Source organism: Azospirillum sp. P4_B5 (genome assembly GCF_056402275.1).
The window spans coordinates 136,579-143,090 of sequence record NZ_JBFUHT010000022.1 but is presented as its reverse complement, the minus strand read 5'-3'; the positions used below and the strand labels follow the sequence as shown (position 1 = coordinate 143,090).

The 6,512-nt window shown below is 68.0% G+C and carries 5 protein-coding genes and 1 rRNA gene; 4 read left to right on the top strand and 2 right to left on the bottom strand.

What is annotated here, in order from left to right; all coding sequences use genetic code 11:
• Both AC1DVI_RS18525 and AC1DVI_RS18520 read right to left on the bottom strand, forming a co-directional pair.
• A 16S ribosomal RNA gene (locus tag AC1DVI_RS18525) occupies positions 1-97 on the bottom strand; the annotation flags it as partial.
• Between the two features lie 458 nt (positions 98-555).
• The gene (locus tag AC1DVI_RS18520) at positions 556-1,440 is read right to left on the bottom strand and encodes an IclR family transcriptional regulator (protein WP_476959213.1); all 885 of its coding nucleotides are present in this window, start codon (positions 1,438-1,440) and stop codon (positions 556-558) included.
• A gap of 166 nt (positions 1,441-1,606) precedes the next feature.
• On the opposite strand from AC1DVI_RS18520, the gene AC1DVI_RS18515 reads away from it, so the two are divergent.
• From AC1DVI_RS18515 to AC1DVI_RS18500, 4 genes are all read left to right on the top strand, one after another.
• Positions 1,607-2,377 carry an enoyl-CoA hydratase/isomerase family protein gene (locus AC1DVI_RS18515; RefSeq protein WP_476959212.1) on the top strand — a complete coding sequence of 257 codons (771 nt, stop codon included), beginning with the start codon at positions 1,607-1,609 and terminating at the stop codon, positions 2,375-2,377.
• A gap of 125 nt (positions 2,378-2,502) precedes the next feature.
• Positions 2,503-3,576 carry an ABC transporter substrate-binding protein gene (locus AC1DVI_RS18510; protein ID WP_476959211.1) on the top strand — a complete coding sequence of 358 codons (1,074 nt, stop codon included), beginning with the start codon at positions 2,503-2,505 and terminating at the stop codon, positions 3,574-3,576.
• 30 nt (positions 3,577-3,606) lie between these two features.
• Positions 3,607-4,710, top strand: coding sequence for an ABC transporter ATP-binding protein (locus AC1DVI_RS18505; protein WP_476959210.1), 1,104 nt, complete (start codon positions 3,607-3,609; stop codon positions 4,708-4,710).
• Positions 4,707-6,476 carry an ABC transporter permease subunit gene (locus tag AC1DVI_RS18500; protein ID WP_476959209.1) on the top strand — a complete coding sequence of 590 codons (1,770 nt, stop codon included), beginning with the start codon at positions 4,707-4,709 and terminating at the stop codon, positions 6,474-6,476. The genes AC1DVI_RS18505 and AC1DVI_RS18500 overlap by 4 nt, the downstream gene beginning before the upstream one ends.
• Positions 6,477-6,512 lie beyond the last annotated feature (36 nt).

The window sequence follows — 6,512 nt, the reverse complement described above, 5'->3', positions numbered from 1 at the left end:
CACCCGTGCGCCACTAAGGCCGAAGCCTTCGTTCGACTTGCATGTGTTAGGCATGCCGCCAGCGTTCGTTCTGAGCCAGGATCAAACTCTCAGGTTCAAGCCGAGCACCGATCCATAAGGACCAGACGCTCTCTTGACAGGGCCGCTCARMGCGACCTCAACCCAAGCCTTCGAAACTGTTCGTCTCTTACTGCTTGACCGAGATGCTCAAGCGACCCGCGATGCCAGTCCCTTCCGGAACCGGTCCGCGGCCAACGGYYAAAACCGCCGCCTGCGCATCCCTTCTCACAACACGGTATCAACGATATCCAAGATCCCGCGATCCTCGTCGAGGACCGCTGCCCGTCCCGCGCTGCGTCACCGGAGTCCGGTGCGGCGCGTCGGGGCGACTTGTCTAGAAGCTTCGACTTGCTCTGTCAAGCCTTTGTTTTCACATTGGCTCGACGTTACTTCGCCTTATCTTCTGTTCCCTTGCCGCCGTCGCGCTTCTCAGCGGCCCCGGCGTCGTGGGAGCCGGGTTATAGGCGGGTCGGCCAAGCCCGGCAAGAGCTTTTTTCATCGCCGCCCATTTTTCCGTGGCGGGGTCGGACGGCCGATGGTGGAGATCGACGACGACGCGGCAACGACCAGCGGCGCGAAGCGCTCCTCCGCCTCCTGCGGGGTGAAGCGCGAGCGCGAGACGGCGATGTTGATGGCGCCGATGGGCGCGCCCGCCGGACCGACGATGGCCGCCGCGATCGACAGGTCGCCGTGGTAATATTCCTCGAAGGCGGTGGCGTAGCCGAGATCGGCGGACCGCTCGATCTTCGCCAGCAGATCCTCCCGCTTCCAGGTGGTGTTCGGCGTGTAGGGGTGCAGGTCCATGCGGTCGATCAGATCGACGGCTTCCTCCATCGGCATCCGCGACAGCATCGCCACCCCCGGCGCCGTGCAATAGGCCGGCATCCGCATCCCGAGGACGACGTCGGTGTTCAGCACATGGCGGCTCATGAAGCGCGACACGAAGACGATCTCCGTGTCGTCCAGCATGGTGAGATTGATCGTCTCCTCGGTGGTCTTGCTGAGATGCATCAGGTAGGGCATCGAGCGTTCGAGCAGGCCGTTGCCGCGCAGGTAATGATGGCCGAGGTCGAGCGTCTTGACCGTCAGCTCGAACCGCTTCGTCTCCGGGTCCTTGTGCAGGTAGCCCAGCTTTTCCAGCGTGTGGGTGAAGCGCTGCGCCGCGCTTTTGTCCAGCCCGACGATCGAGGCGATCTGGGTCAGGCTCATCGTCGGGCGCGCCGCGTCGAACGCGTTCAGCACGCGGAACGCCTTTTCCACGGACATGACCATCAGGGGATCGCCGGCGCGGGCCGGGCCGCCTTCCTTCACCGAGGCGTCCGCATCGACGGTTGCGGATTCCGTGTCTGACAGTCGGGAAGACGGACGGCGCGGAGCCATGGCGATCGGTCCTGTGGTTCGTGTGCGAGAGATACCGTTGACAGGTCTAGCAAAGCAAGCCAAGCTATTCAATACCAAGTATCGTATTGCAATACGACGCGCCGCCCCGACGGGCGCCGGAACGTCCGCAAGGCGCGCGAAACGCCCCGCTTACAGGAGTGGTCCCGTGTTCAAATTCATCCTCACCGAGGTCCGCGGCCCGGTCGGCATCATCACGCTGAACCGCCCGGAGATCCTGAACGCCTGGAACGCCGCGATGCGCGACGAGCTGGTCGTCGCCTTCGACCAGTTCGAGAACCAGGACGGTGTGCGCGCGATCATCCTCACCGGGGCCGGCGACCGCGCCTTCGGCGCCGGGCAGGACCTGAACGAGACCAAGACCTTCGACGCCGACCGCGCCGAAGAGTGGGTCGCGGAGTGGGAGCGCCTCTACCACCGCATGCGCACCCTGTCGAAGCCGCTGATCGTCGCGCTGAACGGCGTCGCCGCCGGCTCCGCCTTCCAGGTCGCCCTGCTCGGCGACTTCCGCATCGGCCACGCCGGCGTCCGCATGGGCCAGCCGGAGATCAACTCGGGCATCGCCAGCACCACCGGCCCGTGGATCATGAAGGAGATGATCGGTCTGGCCCGCACCATGGACCTGACGCTGTCGGGCCGGCTGATGGACGCCGAAGAAAGCCACCGCATCGGCCTGATCAACCGCATCGTCCCGCAGGACCGCGTGATGGCCGAGTCCCTGGCCCTGGCCGAGGAACTGGCCGCCAAGCCGCCGGTCGCCATGCGCCTGGACAAGCAGCGCTTCCGCGAGATGACCGAGGCCGGCTTCCGCGACGCCCTGGCCGCCGGCGTGCGCATCCAGCGCGAGGCCTACGCGTCCGGCGAACCGGCCCGGATGATGGAGGAGTTCCTCGCCAAGCGCGCCGCGAAGCGCGCGTAACTCGGGCTCCCGCCCCAAACACGGCTCTTCCTGGGCGCAACGATCCGCCCACCCGCGCCGCTACGGCGACGCTTATCCACCGGGGCAACAGAGACGCCCCGGCCGCACAGAACAGGGAGTTTCACATGAGCAAGACCTCCGGCTTCTCCATGGGCCGCCGCAGCCTGATGAAGGGAGCCGCCGGCGTCGCGCTGGGCGCCACCCTGCCCGCCGGGCTGCTGCGTCCGGCTTTCGCCGCCACGCAGATCACTGTCGCCGATCCGGGCGGCCCTTACAGCCCGGCCTTCCGCAAGGCCTTCTACGATCCGTTCGAGAAGGCGACCGGCATCAAGGTGGTCAACGTCGCCCGCGAGGCGGAGCCGACCGCCCAGTTCAAAGCCATCGTCGAGACCAAGTCCTACACCTGGGACGTCTGCACGCTGACCCTGTCGGCCCGCGACATCCTGATGAAGCAGAACCTGCTGGAGCCGCTGAACTTCGCCGCGGCGGACGTCCCCGGCCTGATGCCGGACTCGCTGACCAGCCATTGGATGGGCACCGACGTCTATTCGACCATCCTCGGCTACCGCGCCGACAAGTTCGCCTCCAACGCCCCGCAGAGCTGGGCCGACTTCTGGAACGTCGAGAAGTTCCCGGGCCGCCGCTCGCTGCGCAAGAACCCCATCGACACGCTGGAACAGGCGCTGCTCGCCGACGGCGTGCCGCTCGACCAGCTCTACCCGCTCGACGTCGACCGCGCCTTCAAGGCGCTCGACCGCATCAAGCCGCACATCGCCGTGTGGTGGACCGGCGGCGCCCAGTCCAGCCAGCTCATCCAGAGCGGCGAGGTCGACATGATCGCCCTGTGGAACGCCCGCGCCCAGGCGGTGATCGACGGCGGCGCCCCGGTGAAGATCAACTGGAACCAGGGCCTCTACTCGATCGAGGGCTGGGGCATCCCGCGCGGCAMCCCGCGCGCCGACGCCGCCCGCCAGTTCATCAAGTTCTGCGCCGACCCGTCCCGTCAGGCCGTCTTCACCGAGGTGCTGGCCTACGGCCCGACCAACCTCGACGCCTACAAGAGCATCCCGAAGGAGCGCGCCCCGGCGTTGCCCACCTTCGAAGACAATCTGAAGGTGATGACCATCGCCAAGGAGGATTGGTGGGGCGCCAACCGGTCGAAGATGAACGAGCGTTTCAACGCCTGGATTCTCGGCTAAGCCCGCCTGCCGGAAAGGAGACCCGCCGCCATGCTCTCACCGCTCGCACAGGCGCGGACAGCGCCGGTCCAAGCCGGAGCCGCCGCCACGCCGAAGCTGCTGGTCGACGGCCTGACCAAACGGTACGGCGCCATCACGGCGCTGGAACCCACCCGCCTGGACGTCCCGGCGGGCGAGTTCCTGACGCTGCTCGGCCCGTCGGGGTCCGGCAAGACCACGCTGTTGCAGATGATCTGCGGGCTGGTGGAGCCCAGCGGCGGGCGCATCCTGATCGACGGGCAGGACGAGACCCGGACCCCCGTGCACAAGCGGGACATCGGTCTCGTCTTCCAGCATTACGCCCTGTTCCCGCACCTGACGGTGGCGGAAAACATCGGCTTTCCCCTGCGCATGCGCGGCGTCGCCGCGGCGGACCTGACGCGGCGCGTGAAGGACGCGCTGGAGATGGTCCACCTGGGTCATCTCGCCGGGCGCTTCCCCAAGGAGCTGTCCGGTGGGCAGCAGCAGCGCGTCGCCCTGGCGCGCTGCTTCGTCTACCAGCCCTCGGTCATCCTGATGGACGAGCCGCTGGGGGCGCTCGACAAGAAGCTGCGCGAGCACATGCAGTACGAGATCAAGCGCCTGCACCGCGAGACGGGCGCCACGATCATCTACGTCACCCATGACCAGGAGGAAGCCCTGGCCATGTCGGACCGCATCTGCCTGATGAACCACGCCCGGATCGAGCAGCTCGGCACCCCGCACGACATCTACGCCCGCCCGAAGACCGCCTTCGCCGCCGACTTCATCGGCGTGTCGAACATCTTCCGCGGGCAGGTCAAACGCGACGGCAGCGGGGCGCCCATGCTGGTCACCGGCAACGGCAGCTTCCGCCTGTCCGCCGACACGCCGGACCGTCCGGACGGCACGTTGGTCGTGCGTCCCGAACAGCTCGACATCGACGGCGACGGCGACAACGAGGTGCGGGGCGAGGTGGTGGACACCGTCTACGCCGGCTCCGAGACCCGCGTCCTGGTGTCGCTCGGCGGCGAGGAGACGATCACCGTCCGGCTGCGCCGCGGCACCGCCCCGCCGCGGCTGGGCGAGGTCGTCGCGGTGCGCTGGCGCGCCGACGCCGGGGTGCTGGTGTCATGAGCGCCGCAGCCCTGAACCATGACGGCGCCTTCGCCGCGGCGCGGCGGCGGCTGCGCTTCGGCCCGCTGTGGCTGGCCGCCCCCGGCCTCGCCTTCCTGGCGATCTTCTTCCTGTTCCCGGTGCTGCGGCTGCTCGGCCTCAGCGTCCAGGACCTGGAGACCGCGGCCTGGACCGGCGACCATTACGCCCGCATCGTCGCCACGGACGTCTATTTCCGCGTCCTGATGAGCACCTTCCGCATCGCCGGGCTGACCGCCCTGCTGTCGCTCCTGTTCGGCTACCCGCTGGCCTACTGGCTGGCGCAGCTGCCGGAGCGCCAGCGCGGGCTGGCGATCCTGGCGGTGATGGTGCCCTTCTGGACCAGCTATCTGGTGAAGACCTTCGCCTGGATGGTCATACTGGGGCGCACCGGCGTCATCAACCAGATCCTCTCCGGCACCGGGATGTCACCGCTGCCGCTGCTGCACAACGAGTTCGGCGTGATGGCCGGCATGGTCCACGCCATGCTGCCGCTGGCCGTGCTGACCATGCTGCCGGTGCTGACCACCATCGATCGCCGGCTGGTCCAGGCGGCGGAAACGCTGGGGGCGCCTCCGGCCAACGCCTTCTGGCTCGTCTATTTCCAGCTCTCGCTGCCCGGCGTGGCGGCGGCCGGGCTGCTGACCTTCATCTCCTCGCTGGGCTTCTTCATCGTTCCGGCGCTGCTCGGCGGGCCGCAGCAGACCATGCTGGCGCAGCTCATCATCACCCAGATCCAGGAGATGCTGAACTGGGCGTTCGCCGGCGCGCTGGCCACCTTCATGCTGGTCGCCGCCCTGGTCACCTGCTGGGTCTACGACCGGCTGTTCGGCCTGTCGTCCCTGTCGGGAGAGACCTCCGGGCGGGCGGGCGGCGGCCAGGGCCGCCTGCGCGGCGCCGGGATGACCGTCCTGTCGGCGCTCGCCAAGGCGTCGACCGCGCTGGGCGGTCCGGTCGGGCGCGTGCTGGGACCGAAGATGATGGACCGGCTGCTGCCGCTCTATTCCAGGGCGGTGATCGTCTTCCTGGTCGCCCCAGCGCTGGTGGTCGTTCCCATCGCCTTCACCACCTCCCCCTTCCTCGACTTCCCGCCGCCGGGCTACGGGCTGGAGTGGTTCCGGGTCTACTTCAACTCCGACCTCTGGGTGTCGGCGACGATCCGTTCCTTCGCGGTGGCCCTTGCCACGGCGGTCCTGGCGACGCTGGTGGCCGGTCTGGCCGCGCTGGCGCTCGCCCGCTCCTCCTCGCGCTGGCGCGGGGCGATCTTCGCCTTCTTCCTGGCGCCGATGATCGTGCCGCGCATCGTCATCGCGGTCGGGCTGTTCTACCTGTTCGCCCAGATCGGGCTGGTCGCCACCGACCTCGGTCTGATCATCGGCCACACGGTGCTCGCCCTGCCCTTCGCCTTCGTCGCCATCTCCGCGGTGGTCAAGGGGCACGACTGGCGGCTGGACCAGGCGGCGGCGACGCTGGGGGCAAACCGCTTCAAGACGCTGATGCTGGTCACCGTTCCGCTGATCCGCGGCGGTCTGGTGGCGGCCTTCCTGTTCGCCTTCATCACCTCCTTCGACGAGCTGACCGTGGCGATCTTCGTCAGCGGCGGCGTCAAGACCACGCTTCCGAAGCAGATGTGGGACGACATGATCCTCCAGTTGAACCCGACGCTGGCCGCCGTGTCCGTCGTGGTCTTCGCGATCGTGATGGCCCTGCTGCTGATGGCGGAATGGCTGCGCCGTCCGGCGCGCTGATCCGCAACCTTATTCGGCTGTCACCAACCGACCAAA